Source organism: Pseudomonas rustica (genome assembly GCF_018336155.1).
Taxonomy (GTDB): domain Bacteria; phylum Pseudomonadota; class Gammaproteobacteria; order Pseudomonadales; family Pseudomonadaceae; genus Aquipseudomonas; species Aquipseudomonas rustica.
Map to the genome: position 1 here is coordinate 57,854 of NZ_JAGYHF010000017.1, position 22,268 is coordinate 80,121.

Annotated in this window: 17 protein-coding genes; 7 read left to right on the forward strand and 10 right to left on the reverse strand. The window is 58.4% G+C overall.

What is annotated here, in order from left to right; genetic code table 11:
* Window positions 1-11: 11 nt before the first annotated feature.
* On the forward strand, window positions 12-350 hold the full coding sequence (locus KFS80_RS25320) for a GlpM family protein (protein ID WP_008079444.1): 339 nt from the start codon (window positions 12-14) through the stop codon (window positions 348-350).
* Between the two features lie 96 nt (window positions 351-446).
* On the opposite strand, the gene KFS80_RS25325 is transcribed toward KFS80_RS25320, so the two are convergent.
* On the reverse strand, window positions 447-1,115 hold the full coding sequence (locus KFS80_RS25325) for a DsbA family oxidoreductase (RefSeq protein WP_212546295.1): 669 nt from the start codon (window positions 1,113-1,115) through the stop codon (window positions 447-449).
* A 214-nt stretch (window positions 1,116-1,329) separates the two neighbouring features.
* Window positions 1,330-2,364, reverse strand: coding sequence for an alpha/beta fold hydrolase (locus KFS80_RS25330; protein WP_212546296.1), 1,035 nt, complete (start codon window positions 2,362-2,364; stop codon window positions 1,330-1,332).
* Between the two features lie 203 nt (window positions 2,365-2,567).
* Between KFS80_RS25330 and metR the strand changes: the two genes are divergently transcribed.
* Window positions 2,568-3,485: a transcriptional regulator MetR gene (metR, locus tag KFS80_RS25335; RefSeq protein ID WP_008087231.1), complete on the forward strand. Its 918-nt coding sequence runs from the start codon at window positions 2,568-2,570 to the stop codon at window positions 3,483-3,485.
* Between the two features lie 82 nt (window positions 3,486-3,567).
* On the opposite strand, the gene KFS80_RS25340 is transcribed toward metR, so the two are convergent.
* The 3 genes from KFS80_RS25340 to KFS80_RS25350 are packed head-to-tail and all read right to left on the reverse strand — an operon-like array spanning window position 3,568 to window position 5,173.
* Window positions 3,568-4,074 (reverse strand): GNAT family N-acetyltransferase, encoded by a 507-nt coding sequence (locus KFS80_RS25340; protein ID WP_212546312.1) that lies wholly within the window; start codon window positions 4,072-4,074, stop codon window positions 3,568-3,570.
* 2 nt (window positions 4,075-4,076) lie between these two features.
* Window positions 4,077-4,715, reverse strand: a complete 639-nt coding sequence (locus KFS80_RS25345) for a LysE family translocator (RefSeq protein WP_053123452.1) — start codon at window positions 4,713-4,715, stop codon at window positions 4,077-4,079.
* 23 nt (window positions 4,716-4,738) lie between these two features.
* Complete coding sequence (locus KFS80_RS25350; RefSeq protein WP_212546297.1) at window positions 4,739-5,173, reverse strand: NUDIX hydrolase; 435 nt, start codon at window positions 5,171-5,173, stop codon at window positions 4,739-4,741.
* A 242-nt stretch (window positions 5,174-5,415) separates the two neighbouring features.
* Here KFS80_RS25350 and KFS80_RS25355 point away from each other — a divergent pair, with 242 nt between their 5' ends.
* Window positions 5,416-6,204: a helix-turn-helix transcriptional regulator gene (locus KFS80_RS25355; RefSeq protein WP_212546313.1), complete on the forward strand. Its 789-nt coding sequence runs from the start codon at window positions 5,416-5,418 to the stop codon at window positions 6,202-6,204.
* Between the two features lie 109 nt (window positions 6,205-6,313).
* Window positions 6,314-7,933 carry an FMN-binding glutamate synthase family protein gene (locus KFS80_RS25360; protein WP_212546298.1) on the forward strand — a complete coding sequence of 540 codons (1,620 nt, stop codon included), beginning with the start codon at window positions 6,314-6,316 and terminating at the stop codon, window positions 7,931-7,933.
* 36 nt (window positions 7,934-7,969) lie between these two features.
* Here KFS80_RS25360 and KFS80_RS25365 read toward each other — a convergent pair whose 3' ends face one another.
* Window positions 7,970-8,332, reverse strand: coding sequence for a polysaccharide synthesis protein GtrA (locus tag KFS80_RS25365; protein ID WP_053123458.1), 363 nt, complete (start codon window positions 8,330-8,332; stop codon window positions 7,970-7,972).
* Window positions 8,333-8,579: 247 nt separating this feature from the next.
* The gene (locus KFS80_RS25370) at window positions 8,580-10,001 is read right to left on the reverse strand and encodes an amino acid permease (RefSeq protein ID WP_212546299.1); all 1,422 of its coding nucleotides are present in this window, start codon (window positions 9,999-10,001) and stop codon (window positions 8,580-8,582) included.
* A 629-nt stretch (window positions 10,002-10,630) separates the two neighbouring features.
* Between KFS80_RS25370 and KFS80_RS25375 the strand changes: the two genes are divergently transcribed.
* The 3 genes from KFS80_RS25375 (at window position 10,631) to KFS80_RS25385 (ending at window position 19,595) form a co-directional block, all read left to right on the forward strand.
* Complete coding sequence (locus KFS80_RS25375) at window positions 10,631-11,089, forward strand: REP-associated tyrosine transposase (protein WP_212546300.1); 459 nt, start codon at window positions 10,631-10,633, stop codon at window positions 11,087-11,089.
* A gap of 184 nt (window positions 11,090-11,273) precedes the next feature.
* Window positions 11,274-14,387 (forward strand): transglycosylase domain-containing protein, encoded by a 3,114-nt coding sequence (locus tag KFS80_RS25380; protein WP_212546301.1) that lies wholly within the window; start codon window positions 11,274-11,276, stop codon window positions 14,385-14,387.
* Window positions 14,388-14,501: 114 nt separating this feature from the next.
* Window positions 14,502-19,595, forward strand: coding sequence for an NEL-type E3 ubiquitin ligase domain-containing protein (locus KFS80_RS25385; protein WP_212546302.1), 5,094 nt, complete (start codon window positions 14,502-14,504; stop codon window positions 19,593-19,595).
* Window positions 19,596-19,649: 54 nt separating this feature from the next.
* Here the strand turns inward: KFS80_RS25385 and KFS80_RS25390 are convergent, their stop codons facing one another.
* From KFS80_RS25390 to KFS80_RS25400, 3 genes are read right to left on the reverse strand one after another with little or no spacing between them, the layout of a single operon-like run.
* Window positions 19,650-20,897, reverse strand: coding sequence for a hypothetical protein (locus KFS80_RS25390; RefSeq protein ID WP_212546303.1), 1,248 nt, complete (start codon window positions 20,895-20,897; stop codon window positions 19,650-19,652).
* Between the two features lie 33 nt (window positions 20,898-20,930).
* Window positions 20,931-21,431 (reverse strand): CS1 type fimbrial major subunit, encoded by a 501-nt coding sequence (locus KFS80_RS25395; RefSeq protein ID WP_212546304.1) that lies wholly within the window; start codon window positions 21,429-21,431, stop codon window positions 20,931-20,933.
* Between the two features lie 33 nt (window positions 21,432-21,464).
* On the reverse strand, window positions 21,465-22,202 hold the full coding sequence (locus KFS80_RS25400; RefSeq protein WP_212546305.1) for a molecular chaperone: 738 nt from the start codon (window positions 22,200-22,202) through the stop codon (window positions 21,465-21,467).
* Between the last annotated feature and the right edge of the window lie 66 nt (window positions 22,203-22,268).

Sequence of the window (22,268 nt, forward strand, 5' to 3'; positions counted from 1 at the left end):
GCGAGAACGACGTGGATCTGTTTTTCAAAGCGCTGTTGGGCGCAGCGGTGGTGCTGATCATCGCGGCGCTGTCGAAGACCAAAAATTACTACATCGCCGGATTGGTGCCGCTGTTTCCGACGTTTGCGCTGATTGCGCATTACATCGTTGGCAAGGGCCGCTCGATTGAGGATTTGAAGACGACGATCGTGTTCGGGATGTGGTCGATCATTCCGTACTTCGTCTATCTGGCGACGTTGTATGTGATGGTAGACCGGATGCGGCTGGAGGCTTCATTGGCGGTGGCGGCGGTGGCTTGGTTGATGGCGGCTACGGTGTTGGTGACGGTTTGGGTGCGCCTGCACAGCTGACTCCTGTAGGAGCTGCCGAAGGCTGCGATCTTTTGATCTTGCTGTTTAAAAGATCAAAAGATCGCAGCCTTCGGCAGCTCCTACATCGGTAGGTGTTTAGCCGTTGACGGTGCCGCCTTTTGACTCGGCCATGATCTGCCGAATGGCCCCGACAAATGTTTCTACCGGTTGTCCGCCCGTCACCGCGTACTGGCCGTTAAACACCACCGTCGGCACCGAACTCACTCCCCGCTGCAACCATACCTGCTCTTCTTCGCGCACTTCGTCGGCAAACTCGTCCGACGCCAGAATCGCCTCGGCCCGCTGGCGATCCAGCCCGACACTCTCAGCAATCTGCACCAGTTGGCCGTGATCGGAAGGATTGCCGCCATCGCTGAAATACGCCTTGAACAACGCTTCCTTCAACGGCAACTGCAAACCCTCAAGCTCCGCCCAATGCAGCAAACGGTGCGCATCGAAGGTGTTGTAAATGCGGCTGTTGGAATCGGTGCGAAAAGCAAACCCCAGTTCCGCACCACGAGCGCGGATCGCGTCGCGATTCTTCTGCGATTGCTCCGGCGTCGAGCCGTACTTTTCTTGAATGTGCTCGGCGATATTCTGCCCGTCGGCGCCCATTTTCGGGTTCAGCTCGAACGGCTGGAAGCGGATCTCGGCCTGCACTTCGTTGCGCAGGATTTCCAGCGCTTCCAGCAAGCCATACAAACCAACGACGCACCACGGGCAGGACACGTCGCTGACAAAATCGATTTTCAGAGCGGAATTCATCAAACACCTCGCAGGGGAAATCGTGCGGGAAAGTTTGCACGATACACCCTGATCACCTTGCACCTGTAGGAGCTGCCGAAGGCTGCGATCTCTTGACGTTGTCCTTAAGATCAAAAGATCGCGGCCTTCGGCAGCTCCTACAGGGGAACGCACTCCAAATGTGGGAGCGGGCTTGCTCGCGAAGAGGCCCTGGCCAACACCACGAATCCGATGGTTACAGCAGATTCCCGCCCACCACCGGCTCAATCTGCGCCCAATGCGAAGTGTCTTCCCGGTGCGCCTGCAAATACGGCAACACCGCCGCCAACAACGGTTCCTTGAACGCATCTTGGAACCGATGCGCCAACCCCGGAATCAGCTTCAACTGACTCCCGCGAATATGCGCCGCCAGGTGAACGCCATGCATCACCGGCAACAACGGATCGGCCGTGCCATGCACCACCAGCGTCGGTACGCGCAACTGGTTGAGCAACGCAACGCGGCTAGGCTCGGCGAGGATCGCCATGATCTGCCGCTTCACACCCTCGGGATTAAACGCGCGGTCATAGGAAGCCGCTGCCTGTTGCAGCAAAACCTGCCGATCATCGGTCACCGCCGGGCTACCCAGCGCCGCCAGCAAATCCGCCTGCTGCTCCAGCGCCACCTGACGATTCGGTGCGCCACGCCGCGACAACAACTGCACCAGCGCTGCACTCGGCGCCGGCAAGCCTTCCGCGCCAGAAGTGGTCATGATCAACGTCAGGCTCTCGACCCGCTGCGGCGCCATCGCCGCCATGTGCTGAGCGATCATCCCGCCCATGCTCGCGCCCAACACGTGGAATTGCTCGACATGCAGCGCGTCCATCAGCCCCAGCGCATCATCGGCCATATCGGTCAGGCTGTACGGCGCCGACACCGGCAGACCGAGTTTGTAGCGCAGCACTTCGAAGGTCAGATTGGCCTCTTCCGGCGCCTGTCGCCAGGTCGACAATCCGACGTCGCGGTTGTCGTAGCGGATCACCCGAAAACCCTGCTGACACAGCGCGACCACCACCTCATCCGGCCAGTGAATCAACTGCCCGCCCAGGCCCATCACCAGCAACAACGCCGGATCCGACGCACGACCAATGCTCTGATAAGCGATGCTGACTTGTTGCAGATCGACGTGCTCGGTCGGCACGTTGACATCGCAACGCGCGGCCGCCATCGACGGCGCACCGAACAAAAGCGCGGCCAACATGGCCGCGACTGATAAAAACAGCTTGTGCATGAAAAACACCGAAACGCAGAACCCCAGTAGAGCGCGAGTCTGATGAAGTTTGTTCAAGCGCGCTGCCACAGTTGCGTGACAGTTTGATGAAGAGTGCCGAGCGGTCATTGCGCCTCTCGATCAGACGCGGTCGACAGCCCCGCCAACATGAGACAAACTCACCACCATCGCTGAATCAGCAAATTCTATTCATGGAGCCATCGGTGCTTGAGATCCGCCACTTGAAAACCCTGCATGCCCTGCGCGAGGCCGACAGCCTCGTCGACGCGGCGGATCGTCTGCATCTGACGCAGTCGGCGCTGTCCCACCAGTTCAAGGAACTGGAAGAACGCATGGGCATGCAATTGTTTGTGCGCAAGACCAAACCAGTGCGTTTCACCAGCGCCGGTTTGCGCCTGCTGCAACTGGCCGATGCGACCCTGCCGCTGCTGCGTGCCGCCGAGCGTGACATCAGCCGCTTGGCCGGTGGCACCGCCGGGCGTTTGCACATGGCGATCGAATGCCACAGCTGCTTTCAGTGGCTGATGCCGACCATCGACCAGTTCCGCGATGCCTGGCCGGAAGTCGAGCTCGATCTGGCCTCGGGTTTTTCCTTTGCACCGCTGCCGGCGCTGGCGCGCGGTGATCTGGATCTGGTGGTGACGTCCGATCCGCTGGAAATCGCTGGTATCACTTATGTACCGCTGTTCACTTATGAAGCGATGCTGGCGGTGGCCAATCAGCATGCGCTGGCGAGCAAACCGTACATCGTGCCTGAGGATCTGCTCACGGAAACGTTGATCACTTATCCGGTAGAGCGTGATCGGCTGGACATCTTCACGCGCTTTCTAGAACCGGCGGATATTGAGCCGGCGCAGGTACGGACTTCAGAGCTTACGGTGATGATGATGCAACTGGTCGCCAGTGGCCGTGGCGTGTGCGGCATGCCGCATTGGGCGCTGCACGAATACAGCTCGCGCGGTTACGTGAAGGCCAAGCGGCTGGGCGAGAAAGGCCTGTTCGCCACGCTGTACGCGGCGATCCGCGCGGACATGCTGGATGCGCCGTACATGCGCGATTTCTTGCTGACGGCGAAGGACACTTCATTCTCGACACTGGATGGGGTTAGCGCGGTTCGCTAAAACCCAAATCAAAAGATCGCAGCCTTCGGCAGCTCTACACAAAACCCTGTAGGAGCTGCCGAAGGCTGCGATCTTTTGATCTTTATGCCTGAGGCAGTTCACGCCACATATGGATCTTGTCGAAGTAGTCTTCGCCAACCCGCACCGCCAATGGCTCCAGACCAAACTGGATAAAGCCGCATCGCTCGTAGAGTTTGAACGCCGCGTCATTCCCGGCAGTGACGGTCAATTGAACGACCTTCAACGCCGGATGATTCTGCGCCTCGGCAATCGCCGCTTGCACTAGTTCAAACCCCAAACCGTGCTGTCGAAAACCCGCCGACACATACATCCCGAACAACGTGGCTTTATGCCGAGCCTTCTCCCGAGGTTCAAACGCCAGCCCGACAATTCCGGCCAGCGTGCCACCCTCGAATGCCCCCAGCACCACATCGAGCTTGCTGGTCAGCCGCCCTTCCCACCAGCTCAACGGCATCACCGCGCGCTCACGCACGCTGGAGGTAAACGCCTGCGGATGGCGATCGTAAGCCTCCAGCATCAGCTCCCGATAAGCCAGGGCATGACTGGCGTCCAGCCGTTCGATCCACATGCTCACGCCGCCCTTCGTTGCTCAAGCATCAATCGCACGGCCAACCCGGCCAACACAAAACCCATGAAATAACGCTGCATCGCCAGCCATGTCGGATTACGTACGAACCACGACGCAATTCCTGCCGCGAACAATGCGATCAACAGATTGACGGTGAAACTCACGCTGATCTGCGTCAGCCCGAGGATGAGGCTTTGGGTGAACACCGAGCCGTGTTCAGGCGTGATGAACTGCGGAAACACCGAGAGATAAAAAACCGCAATTTTCGGGTTCAGCGCGCTGGTGAGAAAACCCATGGTGATCAGTTTGCGCGACGAGTCTGGTGGCAATTGCTGTGCCTCAAACGGCGAACGCGCACCGGGTTTCACCGCTTGCCACGCCAGCCACAGCAGGTACAACGCACCCGCCCACTTCAACACTTCATAAGCCATCGGCACCGCGAGGAACACTGCGGTCAAGCCGGCGGCTGCCGCAAACATATGCACAAAGAACCCCGCGACCACGCCCAGCAACGACGTCACCCCGGCCTTGCGCCCCTGACAGATCGAACGCGAGATCAGGTAGATCATGTTCGGCCCCGGCGTCAGTACCATCAGTAACGCGGCGGCGGCGAATATCAGCAGGTCTTGAAGCGGGATCATGGCAAAGTCCTTTGCGTGGATGATCAGGCGATGGCGGTCAGCGAGGCTCGATAAAACGGCAGGATCACATCGCGTGTCAATGGCGCCAAAACGACATCGCCGTCAGTGGCCGGGTCGATCCAGATCACTTCTTCGATTTCCGCTGCCGGGGAAACGTCGGCGTTGATTGTCAGTTGAAAGATATCGGCCTGTACGACGAATCCCGGTTCGTTGGCAGCAGGTGCAGAAAACTGACCCAGGAAAGTCGCTTGCGCCGGATCGATTTGCAGATCCAGTTCTTCTTCCAGCTCACGGGCCAGGGCATGCACCGGCAATTCATGCGCTTCTATCTTGCCGCCCGGTTGCATGAACGCCGTGGTGCCGCGTTTGCGTACCAATAGAGTTTGGCCATTCGCGTTAAGCAGCAGAGCGGCGGCGATGCGGATGATAGAAGTAGTAGCACCGGAAAGCGTCGACATAAAAACGATCCTTGTTTCGAAAAACGCAAAGGATCCCACGCAAACCCGTCTTACGCCATAGACCCCTGTAGGAGCTGCCGAAGGCTGCGATCTTTTGATCTTGATCCTGAAAAAACCAAGATCAAAAGATCGCAGCCTTCGGCAGCTCCTACAGGGGTTTTGTGGTGGCCCGGGATTTGTGTCCGGCCATCGAGTGGGCCAGTATGCGCAGCAGCATCCGGCCGGGCATTCAAGGTAAACCGATGACACTTTCCTTCGACGACATCACCTGGCACCGCGCCGTCGGGCAATTGATCGAGGCGCTGGACAAGCCGAATTTCTGGGCGCAACTGGTGCGTTTGCTTGATCAGTACATGCCGTTCGATAGCTGGGTGGCGCTGCTGTTCAGTTCAGACCAACACCCGCAAGTCTTCGCCGCCAGCCCCGGCGTGGAAGGTATCCCGGACGCCCTGTTCGAAGATTACCTGCGCGGCGTTTACCTGCTCGACCCGTTCTATATCGCCAGTCGCGAACAATCTCGCTCGGGGTTGTATCGTCTGTGGGAAGTCGCGCCCGAGCATTTTGAGCAGACCGAGTATTACCAGCGATACTTTCGTCTGAATGTGGTCGCCGACGAAATCCAGTTCAATTGTCAGCTCGAAGGTGATCGCACGTTGTGTCTGTCGCTGGGCAGCAAACAGCGTTTCAGCAGCGAGCAGATTGCCTTGTTGGCACTGATCCAGCCGTGGGTGCTCGCGCTGTTGCGCCAGCGTCTACCCTATGAAACCAACGAAACTACCGCGCCCGCCTCCGCCGATTGGCGGGTGCAACTGGAAACTTCGGTGCAACAACTCAAGGGCGCGCAACTGACCGCCCGCGAACTGGATGTCGGGCGTTTGATGCTCAGCGGTTGCTCCAGTAAAGAAATCGCCCGTAAGCTGGAAATCTCCGTAGAAACCGTGAAAGTCCATAAGAAACACATGTACAGCAAGCTGGGGATCAAATCCCAGTCCGAGCTGTTTTCGATTTTTCTTCAGGCACAAAACGCCTGAAAAGATCGCAGCCTGCGGCAGCTTCTACAGTAGGCAAGCCATGCACTGACTTGTAGGAGCTGCCGCAGGCTGCGATCTTTTGAACCTGAGTCCGAACCAAGGAAACCGTATGAGCCTGTCACTCCTGAGCCGCTACGCCTTCTTTGCCGTCTGCGTGATTTTCACCCTCGCCAGCCTGCCTTTTCTCGACCACGACTGGCTGTGGCCGATCACCGCCGTCACCGGCGTCCTCAGCCTGATCGGTCTGTTCGACCTGCTGCAGACCCCGCACGCGGTGCGCCGCAACTACCCGATCCTCGGCAACATCCGCTACCTGGTCGAAGGCATCCGCCCGGAGATCCGCCAATACCTGCTGGAATCCGACAGCGACGCCCTGCCCTTCTCCCGCGCCCAGCGTTCGCTGGTTTACTCGCGAGCGAAAAACGAAACTGCCGACAAACCGTTCGGCACGCTGATCGACGTTTACCAGTCCGGCTTCGAATTCATCGGCCACTCGATGCGCCCGGCGCCGTTGAGCGATCCGAACAGTTTCCGCGTTACCGTCGGCGGCCCGCAGTGCTCGCAGCCGTATTCGGCGTCGGTGTTCAACATCTCGGCGATGAGCTTCGGCTCGCTCAGCGCCAACGCCATTCGTGCGTTGAACCAAGGCGCAAAACTCGGCAACTTCGCCCACGACACCGGCGAAGGCAGCATCAGCCCGTATCACCGGGAAAACGGCGGCGACCTGACCTGGGAACTGGGCAGCGGCTACTTCGGCTGCCGCACCAGCGATGGGCGATTCGACCCGGAGCGCTTCGCCACCCAAGCGCAAAACCCGCAAGTACGGATGATCGAAATCAAAATGAGCCAAGGCGCCAAACCCGGCCACGGCGGCATCCTGCCGAAACACAAAGTCACCAAAGAAATCGCTGAAACCCGCGGGATCATGATGGGCGAAGACTGCGTGTCGCCATCACGCCACAGCGCGTTTTCCACGCCGATCGAGATGATGCATTTCATCCAGCAACTGCGCGAACTGTCCGGCGGCAAACCGGTGGGTTTCAAGTTCTGCCTCGGCCATCCGTGGGAGTTCATGGGCATCGCCAAAGCCATGCTGGAAACCGGCATCCTCCCCGACTTCATCGTCGTCGACGGTAAAGAAGGCGGCACCGGCGCGGCACCTGTTGAATTCACCGACCACATCGGCGTACCGATGCGCGAAGGTCTGCTGTTTGTGCACAACACCCTGGTCGGCCTCAACCTGCGCGACAAGATCAAACTCGGCGCCAGCGGCAAGATCGTCAGCGCCTTCGACATCGCCAGCGTGCTGGCCATCGGCGCCGACTGGGCCAACTCGGCGCGCGGCTTTATGTTCGCCATCGGCTGCATTCAGTCGCAAAGTTGCCACACCAATAAATGCCCGACCGGCGTCGCCACGCAGGACGCTTTGCGCCAACGTGCGCTGGTGGTTCCGGACAAAGCGCAGCGGGTGTTCAACTTCCATCGCAGCACGCTGAAAGCGCTGGCGGAAATGCTCGCGGCGGCGGGGCTTGAGCATCCGTCGCAACTGTCGGCCAAGCATCTGGTGCGACGCATGTCGGCGACCGAGATCAAGCTGTTTTCCGAGCTGCACGTGTTCTTGAAACCCGGTGAATTGCTCACGGGCGAAGTGAGCGGCGCATTCTATTCGCGGATGTGGCAGATGGCGCGGGCGGACAGTTTTGAGCCGAATGAAATCGCAGCGGCATAAGGTTGAATGCGCCAGTCTTAACCACAGGCTGGCGCCTCAAATTTCATACTCGCGAAACAATACAAAGCGGAAAAAGCAGTACCCGAGCAATAAATTCAGCACGGTAAAGGACGCCACTGTGATCAGCCCGTGCAGCGCGTGAGCATCGCCAATCAAGCCGATGCCCACACTCACGCCAGCCATCACACAGATGAACAGCAGATAGCTGAGCAGTGACGTTCCCGTCTCGAAGGTGTAAAGCATGTTCACGTACAGCGTGAACGCCGCCGCCACGCAAAACGCAGCGAAGTTACTGGCCGCCTGGGACAAGCCACCGGCACTGCACATGACGAAAAATACCTGCCAGTGGATCAACGCATCGGCCAGGCCGATGACCATCAATGCTGAAAATCCTTTCATTAGCGTTCCTTGCCATGACTTGACAGGCATTCACGCTAAGTCAGGAATCGAGCGCGGTCTACTGTCAGAAATTACAGGTAAGGCGCCTCTTTCGACGAGCGGTGCGGGCGCATTACCGCAGCAATCGGTCGTGCGGCGACTCGTTTATAGAAAGCAAAAGATCGCAGCCTCCGGCAGCTCCTACAGGAAACACGTTCCAAGGTAGGAGCTGCCGAAGGCTGCGATCTTTTGTTTCAGAGGCTACGAATCAGGAAGCCGAACGCGCCACACCTTGTGTGACTTGCGTCGGTTGCAGCTTGAACACGTAGAACAACACGGTCAGCAGCACCAGGAACGCAGGCCCCACATACAGCGCCACGCGGGTGTCCGGGAAGTACGCCATCAGGCCGACCACCAGCACCAGAAACGCCAGGGCAAAATACGAGCTGACCGGGTACAGCCACATCTTGTACTTGAGGCCGGCACGTTCGCTGGCGCTCAGGCCTTTGCGGAATTTCAGTTGCGCCAGCAGGATCATCACCCAGGTCCAGATCGCGCCGAAGGTCGCAATCGAGGTCACCCAGACGAAGACTTTTTCCGGCACCAGATAGTTGAGCATTACGCCCAGGAGCAACACCGCAATCGACAGCAGCAATGCACGACGCGGCACACCGTTGTTCGACGTCTTGGCGAAACCGGCCGGTGCCTGACCGTTCTGCGCCAGGCTGTAAAGCATGCGCCCGGTGCTGAAGATGCCGCCGTTGCATGACGACAGCGCCGCGGTGATCACCACGAAGTTAATGATGCCGGCAGCGGTTTTGATGCCCAGACGTTCAAACGTCATCACAAACGGACTGCCCTGGGTGCCGATTTCATTCCACGGGTAGATCGACAGGATCACGAACAACGCGCCCACATAGAACAACAGAATCCGCCAGAACACCGAGCCGATCGCGTCGGGAATGGTCTTCTGCGGGTTCTTCGCTTCACCGGCGGTCAGGCCGATCATCTCGACGCCCAGATAAGCGAACATGACCATTTGCAGGGACATCAATACGCCGGTCACGCCGTTAGGCATGAAGCCGCCGTGGGCCCACAGATTGGAAATGCCCAGCGCCACGCCGTCATTGCCGAAACCGAAAGCGATGATGCCGACGCCGCCGATGACCATGGCAATGATGGTGACGATCTTGATCAGCGCGAACCAGAATTCGAATTCACCGAAGGCTTTTACCGCGATCAGGTTGATCGAGCCCATGCTGATCAGCGCCGCGAGGGCCCAGATCCAGCGCGGTACATCGGGGAACCAGATGCCCATGTACACCGCCACAGCAGTGATTTCGGCGACGCAGGTTACTAGCCACAGGAACCAGTAATTCCAGCCGGTGAGGAAACCCGCCAATGGGCCGAGGTAGTCTTGCGCATAACGGCTGAACGAGCCGGCGACCGGGTTGTGCACCGCCATTTCGCCGAGGGCGCGCATGATCACCAGGATCGCCAGGCCGCCAAGAATGTAGGAAATCATGATCGCCGGGCCGGCCATTTCGATGGCCTTGGCCGAACCTAAAAACAGACCGACGCCGATACAGGCACCGAGGGCCATCAGGCGAATGTGCCGTTCGCCGAGTTCGCGTTTGAGCGGACCGCCCTGAGCGGTTTCGCCGTGAGGCAGGTGATTGCCGACTGGCATGGGGTACAACCTCGTCTTGTTATTGGATATGACCACCGAGTGTCGCAACGTCGGCCGGTAAGCCTTGGCTGCCGTGAAACCGCGTCGGCCTCGTGGGCAAACGCGTCTTGTAGGACAAAACCTGCAAGATCAGCGGGGCGTGCAGTATAAAAAGCCTTGGGCAGGGCTTTTCACTCTATAAACCACAACATTCAGCGACAACTCTCGGCAAAAGCCCGGTTTGCGGAGAGGCATTCCCTGCTACACGTAGGAATATTCGCCACCGAAAAAGGCGCCGAGTATTGCACAGCATTGGTGCATCGTCATGTCCCTGCCTAGGTGCAATTGCTCTTGCGAAGGCTCTAGCGCAGAACTGCTGGAGGGCTCCGCTCTACTTGTGGCGAGGGAGCTTGCTCCCGCTCGGCTGCGCAGCAGTCGTAAAACCTGCCACCCCGATCATTCAGGCAATCCGGGATTACTGCGTTTGGGCCTGCTGCGCAGTCCAGCGGGAGCAAGCTCCCTCGCCACAGGGTTTGCTGTGTTCAGGTGTTGCTGCGTGAAATGGGGAAACGTCCGACAGCCTTCCCAGCTTCATGTAGGAAGGTGAGCAACTAGCTTGAAAGGAGATCAATCAAACAGGACGCAATGGAATGCGCAAACAGTTGAACTCGCATCGACTCCGCCACGGGCGTTGCTCTGAATCGGGGCGTGCTTACCTGATTACCGCAGTGGTACATGGACGGGCAAAGATCTTCAGTGATTGGCAGATCGGACGCCTATTGGTAAGGGAGATTCAGCAAACTCATGAGAAAGGCTGGGTCAACTCGATCGCCTGGGTAGTGATGCCGGATCATATTCATTGGCTGGTTCAACTCGAAGGCTGCGGTATGGAACAGCTGATGCAAGTCATCAAATCCCGCAGCACGCTCACCATAAATCGCAAATTGAACCGGCAAGGCGCATTCTGGCAAACCGGCTATCACGACCGCGCTATCCGCGATGGTGAGGATTTGCGTCCCTTCGCCCGCTACATTGTCGCCAATCCTTTGCGGGCCGGTTTGGTAAAGAAAATCGGTGACTACCCTCTCTGGGATGCCTGCTGGCTATGACTTGCACTACACCACAGATAATTTGTCAGACCATTGAACAGGCTCTAGCAACAAGATCCGCAATGTTTCCAGATTTGTTCAGCACTTTCCCCCACCCCAACCCCTCACAATTTTTTCACCACTGCCAACCACCGTCTAAGCTTCAAACAAGTCCGATCAATCTGCGTGAATGGATCAATCGACTATGGGCGCTTTGTGGCAAACCGATTCGAGTAAATCTGTGGTTCCGACTGAGAGTGTGGATCAAGCGCCTGTCCCCGAAAAACCACGCCGTCCCCGGCATGGCTGGAAGGCTTTCTGGTTATTACTGCTGATTATTGCAATCGTGGTGGGAATGGCTGCGGCCAAGGAAATGCGCACTTCGCGTTTCCAGTCGAGTGAACTGAGCAAATTCGCCGCCTCGCTGACCTACAAACTGGAACCGGGCCCCAGTGAAGCGATTCACTACCCCGGCAACGGCCCTTTCGATTTGCGCCTGGGTTACAGCGCCCTCGATGAATTCCTGCCGCGTCTGCTCAAGCGTAATTACGTGATCACCGAGCAGACCCGCTTCTCCCCCGCCCTGCTCAGCTACACCGGCAAGGGCCTGTTCGTGCCCTATTCGGAAAAGATTCAGGCCGGCCTGACCATCACCGATTGCCGCGCTGCGCCGCTGTACAAATACAACTATCCGCAACAGCTCTACTCGAACTTCGCGGCGATCCCGCCGGTGGTGGTCAGCAGTCTGTTGTTTATTGAAAACCGCTTTCTGCTCGACCCCAAACAACCCCGGGCCAACCCGGCGGTGGACTGGCCGCGCTTCGGCATGGCGGCGTGGTCGCAAGTGGCGAAGTTGCTGCACCTGCCCGGCCAGTCAGCCGGCGGCAGCACCCTGGCCACGCAACTGGAAAAATATCGGCACTCGCCGGATGGCCTGACCGTGTCGGGCGCCGAGAAGATCCGCCAGATGATTTCCGCCAGCGTGCGCGCCTATCAGGACGGCCCGGACACCTTGGGTTCTCGGCAGAACATCGTCCGCGATTACCTCAACAGTGTGCCGCTGTCGGCAGTCCCGGGGCACGGTGAAGTGCACGGCATGGCCGAAGGCTTGCGCGTCTGGTACGGCAGCGATTTCAACAAGGCCAACGAACAACTGAACAGCCCGGCCACCGACCCGAAAACCATGGCCGACAAAGGTCTGGCCCTGCGTGAAATGCTCTCGCTGATGATCGCCCAGCGCCGTCCTTCGCACTACTTGACCAAGGGCCGCGAAGAACTCGCCGACCTCACCGACAGTCACCTGCGTCTGCTGAAACAGAACGGCGTGATCGACAGCGCACTGGCCGATGCCGCACTCGCCAGCAAGGTCACCTATCGCGACTGGCAGACCCAGCCGACCATTCAGCCAATCGAAACCAACAAAGGCATCAGCGTCGCCCGCAGCCGCTTGGCGAGCATGCTCAACCGTCCGCTGTACGACCTCGATCGCCTTGACCTCTCGGCCACCAGCACCCTGCAAGGCGACCTGCAAATGCAGGCCACCGAGTACCTGAAAAAACTCGCCGACCCGGCCTTCGCCGCCGAAATCGGCCTGATGGGTGAACGCCTGCTGACGCCCACCAGCACCACCCAGGTTCGCTACAGCTTCACACTGTTCGAGCTGACCCCGGACGGCTCGCGCGTGCGCATCCAGACCGACAGCACCGATCAGCCCTTCGACATTAATGAAGGCAGCAAACTCGAACTCGGCTCCACGGCGAAAATGCGCGTGCTGACCACTTACCTGCAAATCATCTCCGAGCTGCACGACAAATACGCGGGCATGTCGGTACCGGAACTGAAGAAAGTCGAGGTGCCGGATCAGGATCGCCTGAGCCGCTGGGTCATCGATTATCTGGTGCAGAACAAGGATCGCGATCTGTCGAAAATGCTCGGCGCCGCGCTCGATCGCAAATACTCGGCGAGCCCCGGGGAGGCGTTTTTTACCGGTGGCGGTCTGCATGTGTTCCATAACTTTCGCAAGGAAGACAATGGCCGCCTGCCGACCCTGCGCGATGCATTGCGCGAGTCGATCAACCTGCCGTTCATTCGCCTGATGCGCGATGTGGTGCGCTACGTCACCTACTCCGGCCCGAACAGCAGCGCCGAATTGCTCAAGGACGATCGCGACCCACGGCGTCAGGAATACCTGGCCAATTTCGCCGACCGCGAAGGCACCGCATTCCAGCTCAAGTTCTGGAAAAAGTACAAAAACAAGGACACCCAGGCGCGCCTCGAAACCTTCCTCGACAGCATGCGCCCGACTCCGATCCGCATGGCCGCCGTGCACCGTTATCTATTGCCGGACGCCAGTCAGGAAGACTTCAACACTTTCGTGCGCGCGCACCTCAAAGGCGCCAAGCTCAACGAAAAACTCACCGACGATCGATTGATTCGCCTCTACGATTCCTACGGCCCGGGCAGCTATGATTTGCCCGATCAGGGCTTCATCGCCAAGGTGCACCCGCTGGATCTGTGGATGATGGGTTACCTGCTGCACAACCCGGACGCGACTTTCAGCCAGATCGTCAAAGCCAGCCAGTTCGAGCGTCAGGAAGTCTACAGCTGGCTGTTTAAGAGCAAACACAAAGGCGCGCGCGACAGCCGCATTCGCACCATGCTCGAAATCGAAGCGTTCCTTGAAATTCACCAGCGCTGGCAGAAAGTCGGCTACCCGTTCGACCACTTGGTGCCGTCGCTGGCGACCGCGATCGGCAGTTCCGGCGACCGTCCTGCGGCGCTGGCCGAGTTGATCGGCACCATCCTCAACGACGGCGTGCGCATGCCGACTTTGCGCATCGACAGCCTGCATTTCGCCGCCGGCACGCCGTACGAAACCCTCGTGACCAACGACCCTCACGTCGGTAAACGAGTGATGCCATCCGAAGTCGCCACGGCCATGCGCGAGGCGCTCTCGCAAGTGGTCGACTCCGGCACCGCCAAACGGGTTTCCGGCAGTTTCAAAACCGCCGACGGTACGCCGTTGGTCATGGGCGGCAAGACCGGCACCGGTGATAACCGCATCGAAGCCATCGGCTCGGGTGGGCGGATTCTCAGCTCGAAATCGATCAACCGCACCGCGACCTTCGTGTTCTACATCGGCGACCATCATTTCGGCACGCTGACGGCGTTTGTGCCGGGCCGTTCGGCGGAGAACTTCAAGTTCACCTCGGCACTGCCCGTGCAGGTGCTCAAAGGCATGGCGCCGATTCTGTCGCCGTATCTGCAGCCTGACTCCCACACCCGCTGCGAGGTGCCTGTCGTCGCCCAGCGCAATTGAAATATTCGGTAAATCCCGCAAACACTGCGATACACAAACGATAACTATGTATCGCATGCCCCCCTGAGCAGCCGCGCAAACTGACATCCTTTCTACGCCAAAAGGATTTTGCGCATGTCTGATTCCCGTGCTCGGGGTATTCACTTCGAGACCTTGAAAAAGGCCATTCCCCACGTGCTGATCAAGGCCTCGGCAAAACGCCGGGCCGAACTGCGCGAGATCCGGCCGATACTGCCGGTCTGGTTCGCCAAGGCTTCCACCGATAAGCAAACCCTGCTCAAGCCCGCCATCGAAGCCTTGCACCTGCGACAAAACGAACGGGACGCCCTGTTCGACAAAATCCAGAGCATCGAAACATTTGCCAAAAAACTGCTTGAACCGGAGCTGCACAAACTCGACCCGGGGCTGGATGCCGACGACACCTGGTTACGCCTGTACGCGCCGAAAAGCCTCGGCATTTTCGGCCTCAAAAGCGAGGCGTTGACGGTCAAGACCTTGTCACTGTTGCAAGCAGCTTTGCATAACTTTGAATACGACGAGACCCGGCCGGGCTTCTACGAGCCGAACTCCTGTTTCATCACTCGACCGGACACCAACGGTCATTTCGAACAGATCAATACGCCGGTGAGTGTCGACGTGTTCGCCCGTCTGTGCCGGCGTCTGAATATCGGCGAGCAATACCAGCGCTACCTGAAGGATTTTCTGCGCCCGCCCGGCAACCGCCTCGTCGAAAACCTGCTGCGGCAGATCAACGGCGCTTACTACAAACAATCCCTGCAGACCGCAGCCTCTCTGGCGCTGATCAAAAAGGACATCGGTCAGGCCGAATACAATCAGTTGATGAAAGTCGTCAAGGGTGACAGCGTCGTCATGGACGGCAAAAAACAACTGCGCTTTTGCGGCTTGAGCATCATGGGATTGCGCCTGACCGATTGCGTGTTGTTCATTCCGTGCGAGTTACATCGCTACAGCACCGGGTCGATAATCGCCTGGATCCCCGGTGACCCCGAACATCCAGTCAAACGCTGCGCCAGCTTCGAGGCGTTCCAACAGGAACTGACCCGCCAACTGACCGCCCGCGCCAGCAACATCGGCACCGATGCCGGCTCGCCAACGTCGTATCAACTGTTCTTTAGCCGCTTCGTTGCGCAGAAGGACAGGCCGTATTACTTCAGACGCTTTAACGAGGCCGTCAACGATGGCCCGCCACGGACTTTTGTCGAGAAATGGCGCCATCACGAGCTGGTACAACTGGGCGAACGACTGGTGTTGCACGTAGACATTCCGCCACCGCGCGAATTCGGAGTTCGTCAGGATCCGCTGGAGTCGCCGAACTTCCACATCAGCGACTGCACCTTTACGGGCAAAGGCCCTTGGGAGGACTTCGAACTGTGGCCGGTGTTGCATGAAACCGCCCTCGATCAAATGATCAGCGACGCCAGAGTCCTTGCTGTACCCAACGCGGATGAGGACGCGAAAGCGCGCTCCGAACGCTGGGCCAATTATCTGAATATCGGCTTTATCGCCCTCGGCGCCTTTGCCCTGGTGGTACCCGGGCTGGGCGAATTGATGCTGGTTGTCACGGCCGGGCAGTTGCTCTACGAAACACTCGAAGGTGCGGTGGAGTGGAGTGAGGGTGATCGGCAAGCCGCGTGGATGCATTTCAGCGACGTCATTGAAAATCTCGCGATGGGCGTTGCGCTCGCACCGGTTTTCCACTTCACCGTTTCACCGTTTATTGAGAGTCTGAAAGCGGTTCGGCTGCCAAACGGTAAGACCAGGCTGTGGAAACCGGATCTTGAGCCTTATCGATATAAAGGTGCCGTGCCGCAGGATTTGCCGCATAACGGCCAAGGCTTGTATCAACACAACGGCAAAAACCTGCTGCGCCTGGACGAACATCATTACGAATTGTCCCGACAAGCGACGACCGGTGCGCTGACTGTGCGTCATCCCACGCGGCCGGACGGCTTTGAAGTATCGGTCAGAGATAACGGTGCCGGTAGTTATGTACTCGACGGTGAAGAACCAAGGCACTGGGATGACGCGACTCTGATGCGCCGAATCGGGCACACGGTTCAATCCTTCAGTGACCCGCAAGAGCTGGAACTGATCCGGCAAACCAGCGGCACCTCGCCTGGCGTTTTGCGTCGCATGTATCGCGACAATGCAGGACTGCCGCCCCTGCTCGCGGACACCGTGCAACGCTTCAAGATCGAACGCGATGTGCGCGGATTTGTTGAACAGGTCACCAGTACCGATCCGTCGCTGCAGGCCTTGGCACGCCGCGACCCGGCCAGTCAGTTGCAGATCATCGAAGCGCAAGGGCTATGGCCCGCCGGTGTGCCATTGCGGGTCAACGACAGTCGTGGCCTCACGCTGTGGGAATCGTCAGCGGCGAAAACCGTTCAAGGAAGAAAACTGGTCGTTCAGTTGAGCGACCAGCAAATCGCCAACGGTGAAGGATTGAGCATTGTCATGGACACGCTGAACCACCACGGCACGCCGTTGGCGGTCGACAATGAAGCAATCTTGCAAGCACGCATCGCCCGCGCTGCCAGATCTTCACGCAAGGCACTGTTCGATCAGCGTTACCAGCATGAGCGAAGCCCCGCCAGCCCGGCCAGACAACAACTCGAACAGTCATTTTCGCAACTGCCGGCGACAGTGGCCGAGTCCTTGCTCGGCCATGCAACTCCCGCTGAGCTGGACTTGATGGATCAACATCAACACCTGCCGTTGCGCCTGAAACACCTCGCCCGTGAACTGCAATTTGAAACCGCTACCCGCCATGCCTGGCAAGGCTTTCATCACGATTGGCTGGCAACCACCGACACCGAACGTCTGGCGCTCAACGCTCTGCGCCTCCACAGCGATGCGATGGCTGAACTGCGTATCGAGGTTCGCCAACAGTCGCCGCAGGGCACATTGATTTGCAGCGTGGGTGCCGAGGACGCGGCCACTGTTCGCACATTGGTCAAAGATCACCACTTCAAATACCTGGCCCATGACGTCCAGGGTCAGCCCCTGCAGGAACAAGCGGGCGACCTGTTTCAAGCGATCCTGACTGCATTGCCCGCTCGACAGCGCCAGGCATTGGGTTATCGACTCGATGACGCCGCCGGTTTCAAACAGTGGATCATGGCCAAAACCGAAGCGGCCAGCGTACGCCGCAGCCTTTTGGCCGCGCCACCGATCAGCACCGTCACGCCTACCGAAACCATCACTTTGCTGGGCGGCCCTGGCTATTCGCGGGTCGGAGAGTCTGTGGAGCAACGCATCCAGGATATTTATCCACACCTCAACGAAAACGAAGTGCAGGGGTTTTCCCGAGCCCTGAGCGCCGAGGGTGACGCAGAGTCAGGTATCCGTCGCATCGAAAATGATCTCGACACATTGCGCATCATCCTCGACACGTGGCGCTTCGAGGAGGTCATCAACTGGAACGCGGGCAATGGCGGTACGCACAATCTGGCATTCACGCTGGATGGAGGCCTGCACCTCACTGAACGGTTGATGGCTTGCTTCGAACGAAAATCCGTGGTGTTCGGGGAACGCAGCATCGCTCCGCAAGCCGGTTATACGCTGGATCTTTCATCGGAGTTGCGTCGCTACAACCTCGAACACTGGTGGAAAAAGCTACCCGACATCAAATCCTATCTCGATCAGGTCACCACCCTTTCAGTCGACAACGTGCCACTCTCTGAAGGGGCTGCGGGGCTGCTCAAAGACTTTCCTCACTTACGCCAGTTGAGCGCGCGAACCTGCGACCTGAAACGCCTGCCGGCCACCATTGGCAAAATGCGCCAGCTGGAAACCCTGCGCCTGTCGGGCAACCGGATCGAGTTGACGCCTGAAACCGTCGAACAATTGAAAAACTTCACACGCCTGCAAACCTTGCGTCTGGATGAAAATCCGCTGGGCCTGTCCCCCGATGTGAGTCGAATGCCACGCCTGAGCGTTTTGTCGCTGAACGATACCGGCCTGACGGCCTGGCCCGAAGGTCTGTTCAAAAAGCAACGGCCCAAGCAGTTTTTCCTCGACATGCTGGGCAATCCAATTAATGAAATTCCGCGGGTGGTGCCGGGCTCCAACAACGCCTTTATCGTCGCTCGAACTCGCCTGATGGCCAACGAGTTGTCCGAGGTCAATCGCGTCCGTTACGAGCACTACCGAACCTCGGTAGGGCTGATTCCCGAGCATGTTGCGTCAGCCGCGACCACCGACATGCTCGGGCGCTGGCCTCTAAAGACCGACGCGCTGTTCACACGCATACCCGGTCTGGGCATTTACCGCCCGGAGGCCTGGCCCGATCTGGCTTCGGAACCCAATTCCAGGGGTTTCTTCAAAATCATCAATGACCTGACCCAGTCCGCCGACTATCGTGCCGGTGGCTCGGCACTGGAACAGTTGAGCGACCGCGTCTGGCGAATGATCCACGCCATCGACATTGATAAAACCTTGCGTCAGGAGCTGTTCGAAATGGCCATCGCCCCCGTCAACTGCCGGGACGCCGGGGCGCAGGTGTTCAATCAGATGGGGATCAAGGTGATGGCAGCCGAGGCCCGGCTGTCGTCGACGTCCAGAGAAATACTTGAACGAAAACTGGTGGTATTGGCCCGGGGTGCAGCACGTCTGGAGCATGTCGATGATGTCGCCCAAGCGGACATTCAAAGCCGTGGCGGCAATCCTGATGTCGTTGAGGTCTATCTGGCCTATCAGACGGGTCTGGCCCAGCGCCTGGATTTGCCGTGGCAATCGCAGAACATGCTGTTTCGGATTACGGCGGGCGTCGATCAGGCGAAAATCGACCTGGCTTTCGAAACGGTGACCGCGATGGAAGCTGGCGACGGTTTGGTCAACCGCATGCTCGAACAACCGTTCTGGAGCGACTATCTACGTGAGGCCTACCCCGACCAGTACTACGCCAATAAAGTCCGCTTCGAGGAAAAAGCCTCGGAACTGGACGACTTGCGCACCGTGCAAGCGCAGTGGGCCAGCTCAATGGATCCCTATCCGGAAAAAGCCGCGTTACGCGACAGGCTCAAGGATCTGGCGCGAAGGGTTGGCGTGCCCAAGGAACAAGTGCTGACCGGCCAGCCAATGCCCGATGCCTTGTACGATCGCCTGATTACCGATCTGGGCGATCAGGAGCAACAACTTGCCCGTCAGCAGACGCGCGATGCGCTGGAAAAAGCCGTGCTCTGAACCTGCGGGAACCGGTTGGCGGGCAGCCCTCCCATTGCCAACCGGCTCGCTTGATCAGCCGACCTCGGAATCCCAGATCACCGTGACGGTGCCCTTGTAAGTCGAAGCTCCGCTGGACAACATGCGCTCGACATCAGCCTGTTCGACACCGAAGTGCAGCACCCCGGGTTTGCGATCAATGTAGATACCGGCCTCGAATAACTCGGTGCCCACGCCGCTCACTCGCAAAGGTTGCCGAATCACAGGACGGTTGCCTGCGGAGGTCAGGCCTGAGGGCAACGTCACAGCGACTTGCAGCGGCACCGCGTGGCCATCCGGCTCATGCAGTGCGCAGGTATCGCCCAGCGTGTACTGACACTGCATTTGCATTTTGAATTGCGAGCTGGTCCACAGATTAAAGGTCTGATCGCGGAACAATCGTGTCGGTTTGCGCCCCTGATTGAGCCAGGCCTGCCAGCCACCTTCAGGTGTCAATTCAACTTTGTTGCCACCCGGGGGAATTTCTACCTTGAGCATATGCTCCACCGTCAGGGTGAAGTTCAACTGCAGCAGATTGTCATTAGGCATCATCAGATCGCCCATATCGAAATCCTTGCCCGGCCCCACCGTGTATTCGATGCTGCCAAGATATCGACCGGACTTCATGGCCAGCGGGTTAGGCGTACGCAGTTGGTAGCCGTAAACGAAGTAGCGGAAATAAAACGCTGGGATCAGAAATCGCGCCTGTTTAGCGCACACTCCGGCATTCACCGGAACCTTCCAGAAACTGTTGTAGCCATTAGGCCCCGCTGTAGCACTGCCCACACCTAAACACGGAGCCGGTGCTTCCCGCCAAGACCCGCCCGTCCACAAAATGCTCCATGCCAGCGAAAAGTCGTCACCCGCCTGCTTCTCCACAATGTCAGTGACAGGTTCGAACAGGCCTGCCTCATGCCCAATGCCGGCAATGCGTACTTCAAGCACGTCCGTATCCCCGGACTCGTGGGTGACCACGATCCGCTGCCAATGGGAAGGTACCTTGGCCATCCCTCCCTGACGTGGATCAGTGTGAAAAGCCCGGATGGGATCTTTGGCATTAAAAACAATGGGCGCGACCAAACTGAACAGACCCTCGGGTTTGCACTGATTGGGCAACTGAAGACAAAAACCCTCTGAAGGCGTCTGGTTGATGAACTCGTTGCTTTGCGGATTGGCCGAGTCAGGCCGAAACAACGCTTCAATTTCTTTGACGGCCGCGGATGCCGGCAACGTCGCTAGACCCGCCATCAGCATGACGGTCAAACTTCGATATAGATTGATCATGATCCCTCACCCTTCATTCCCGGTAACCGGTCATCAAGCACCCGGCAACATCGCGTTGAACATCATGTTGACGTTGCCGAAGTATTTACCCGGTTTGTAGACGCCATCTCCGGGGGGCTGCGGAGTGATTTCCAGCAACACCCGGCGACCCTGCCGACCGTCCGCCGCAGACACCACTTCAACCGCCTCGCCCACCTTCAGTTCTCTGCCGTTGAACACGACCTGCAATTCGATCTCGTGGCCGGACTCGCCGCTGGACAGATACGGCAAACTGTCCAGACGTGCCTCGATCGCGCCCCCCTCGTTCTTCACATCAAAATCCTTTCGCAACCCACCGAGCGTCGAATTGAGCAAACTCCACGGCAACCGCTGCTCCCGGCTGATCCATCCGGGATCGGCCGGCAGCACATGAAACCTGGAAGTGGGGATGCTCACCGATACGTCAAACTCATACGCTTCGCGGGCTGCATGGGCGCAAGTGCAAATCAGCCACAAGCCCGTCAGCGTCACCAGCGCAATCTTTCGCCTGTTCATGATTGATCCTCTGCCATTCGATTGGCCTTGTACCTAACCCTTCACTTCCACTTTCTTTTTCACCGCGCCTTCGATCACGGTGAAGCGGTAATGGCGCCCCGCCTGTTTGTCAAATCGAAACGTACGACCGGCGAGAATGTGGTGTTTGGTGGTCGGCTGGCAGTCCTGCTCGTTGCCCACGACGCAGTCCTTGAACTCGTCGATAACCACCACGCTGTTGCCGTTATTGCGGATTTGATATTGGCCGTTGCCGTCATCGATGACGCTGTCGAACCGGGTGTTTTTCGGCCGCACGAAAAACACCGTGCCGTAACCGGCCAGCACCGTAACGCCAGCGGCAAAGTCTTTTTTGTAGTCGGCCTGCTCTTCATCCGTGAGCGCAAATTCGTCGGCGGCTTCAGGCACCACCGGCACAAAACGCACGCGGAAATAACGCTCCTGATCGCGCGCGCCCATGTACAACAAGCGTGTGCCTTGAGTGCCGTTGGCCGGCACGATCAGCCGCGCCGGGCTGGCCATCAAGCCGTCGCGTGCCGTGGCACCGGCCTGGGATTGCAGTGGAATTTCACGGGCAGTGCCCTGCTCGTCGAAGATCATTTCAAGGATGTTGATCTTGATAAACGCAGTGCTGTCGCCGCCATTGAAGATGCGTTTCAGATAGGTGCTTTTGTCAGCGTCCAGATAGTCGTAGACCACGCCGACATTGATCTGCGGAGCGGCAAAAGCGAGGGGTGCACACAAGAAAAAACCAATTGCCAACAAACGTTTCATGTTCGATTTGCCTCTGTATTTTCAACACAGCCGCAACGGGCTGTCACAGCGAGTGACGGGTTTAAG

What these genes read in the sequence shown, in the direction of transcription:
- KFS80_RS25330 (WP_212546296.1), bottom strand. Translation starts at nt 2,364, where the DNA reads ATGCACAAGCTGTTTTTATCAGTCGCGGCCATGTTGGCCGCGCTTTTG.
- KFS80_RS25355 (WP_212546313.1), top strand. Translation starts at nt 5,416, where the DNA reads ATGACACTTTCCTTCGACGACATCACCTGGCACCGCGCCGTCGGGCAA.
- KFS80_RS25370 (WP_212546299.1), bottom strand. Translation starts at nt 10,001, where the DNA reads ATGCCAGTCGGCAATCACCTGCCTCACGGCGAAACCGCTCAGGGCGGT.
- KFS80_RS25350 (WP_212546297.1), bottom strand. Translation starts at nt 5,173, where the DNA reads ATGTCGACGCTTTCCGGTGCTACTACTTCTATCATCCGCATCGCCGCC.
- KFS80_RS25345 (WP_053123452.1), bottom strand. Translation starts at nt 4,715, where the DNA reads ATGATCCCGCTTCAAGACCTGCTGATATTCGCCGCCGCCGCGTTACTG.
- KFS80_RS25395 (WP_212546304.1), bottom strand. Translation starts at nt 21,431, where the DNA reads ATGAACAGGCGAAAGATTGCGCTGGTGACGCTGACGGGCTTGTGGCTG.
- KFS80_RS25390 (WP_212546303.1), bottom strand. Translation starts at nt 20,897, where the DNA reads ATGATCAATCTATATCGAAGTTTGACCGTCATGCTGATGGCGGGTCTA.
- KFS80_RS25380 (WP_212546301.1), top strand. Translation starts at nt 11,274, where the DNA reads ATGGGCGCTTTGTGGCAAACCGATTCGAGTAAATCTGTGGTTCCGACT.
- KFS80_RS25365 (WP_053123458.1), bottom strand. Translation starts at nt 8,332, where the DNA reads ATGAAAGGATTTTCAGCATTGATGGTCATCGGCCTGGCCGATGCGTTG.
- KFS80_RS25400 (WP_212546305.1), bottom strand. Translation starts at nt 22,202, where the DNA reads ATGAAACGTTTGTTGGCAATTGGTTTTTTCTTGTGTGCACCCCTCGCT.
- KFS80_RS25325 (WP_212546295.1), bottom strand. Translation starts at nt 1,115, where the DNA reads ATGAATTCCGCTCTGAAAATCGATTTTGTCAGCGACGTGTCCTGCCCG.
- KFS80_RS25340 (WP_212546312.1), bottom strand. Translation starts at nt 4,074, where the DNA reads ATGTGGATCGAACGGCTGGACGCCAGTCATGCCCTGGCTTATCGGGAG.
- KFS80_RS25375 (WP_212546300.1), top strand. Translation starts at nt 10,631, where the DNA reads ATGCGCAAACAGTTGAACTCGCATCGACTCCGCCACGGGCGTTGCTCT.
- KFS80_RS25360 (WP_212546298.1), top strand. Translation starts at nt 6,314, where the DNA reads ATGAGCCTGTCACTCCTGAGCCGCTACGCCTTCTTTGCCGTCTGCGTG.
- KFS80_RS25385 (WP_212546302.1), top strand. Translation starts at nt 14,502, where the DNA reads ATGTCTGATTCCCGTGCTCGGGGTATTCACTTCGAGACCTTGAAAAAG.